This is a genomic window from Sphingopyxis sp. CR5, from assembly GCF_059693785.1.
Map to the genome: position 1 here is coordinate 1 of NZ_JCATIE010000030.1, position 653 is coordinate 653.

1 protein-coding gene is annotated in these 653 nt (G+C 68.9%); it reads right to left on the reverse strand.

Annotated features, from left to right (window positions below):
* A partial coding sequence (tnpC, locus tag AC58D2_RS20615) for an IS66 family transposase (protein WP_497392893.1) occupies window positions 1–653 on the reverse strand: 653 nt, incomplete at both ends.

The window sequence follows — 653 nt, forward strand, 5'->3', positions numbered from 1 at the left end:
CCGGCATAGCCGTCGGCTTGGAGAAGGCCGGTGAATGACCCCAGCTCGCTCTGCGGATGGATGCCGCTGCGATCGGGGGTGAACCGATACCAGGCGAGCGCCGGGGTGGCGGCGCCCGATGCGCGATCATCGACGACATAGGCCCAGAGCCGCGCCTGCGCGGTGCGGCCCTTGCCGGGCACGAGCATCGGCACCGGCGTGTCGTCGGTGTGGAGCTTGGCGGCCTTCAGCCCTTCCTCGCGAATACGGCTGACGATGGGATCGAGCAGATGCGCGGCCTGACCCGCCCAGCCGGCGAGGGTCGAGCGATCGATGTCGATACCCTGTGCCGCCATCATCTCTGCCTGGCGATAGAGCGGCAGATGGTGATCGAACTTATGGACGACGACATGGGCGAGCGTGGCAAAGCTCGCCTTACCGCGCGCGATCGCCTTCACCGGCGCCGGTGCCTGGACAATCCTGTCGCAGGCGCGGCAGCTATACTTGGGCCGCACGGTGCGGATCACGCGCCACTGGGCCGGAGCGATGTCGAGCTGCTCATCACTGTCGTCGCCAAGCGGGCGCAGCGCGCCGCCGCAATCGGGACAGGTGCAGCTGCCGGCCTCGGGCTCGATCCGCCGTTCCGCGCGCGGCAGATGATCGGGCAATGCGCG